A 243-nucleotide genomic window follows, 5' to 3' on the forward strand; every position below is an offset into this window, starting at 1 on the left:
ACCCTATTGCCCGGGTATTGCCGTTGCTTGATGTGCCGCATTTGGATAGGCCCTTTGATTATTCTGTACCGACTGATCTCTCTGATACTGCACAGCCGGGGGTCCGTGTCCGCGTCACTTTTCACGGTCGTCAGGTGGATGGTTATGTGTTGGAGCGCTGTGCGCAATCAGATTTTCCGGGAAAGTTAACTCCTATTCGTAAAGTGACTTCTCCACACCCGGTTTTCACAGGTTCGTATAGAG

At 51.0% G+C, this 243-nt stretch carries 1 pseudogene; it reads left to right on the forward strand.

Annotated features, from left to right (window positions below):
- Positions 1-243 (forward strand): annotated as a pseudogene (locus FVA95_RS31335) (primosome assembly protein PriA); the annotation flags it as partial.

Origin of the sequence: Pseudonocardia sp. EV170527-09 (assembly GCF_008369905.1) — a bacterium.
Lineage (GTDB): Bacteria > Actinomycetota > Actinomycetes > Mycobacteriales > Pseudonocardiaceae > Pseudonocardia.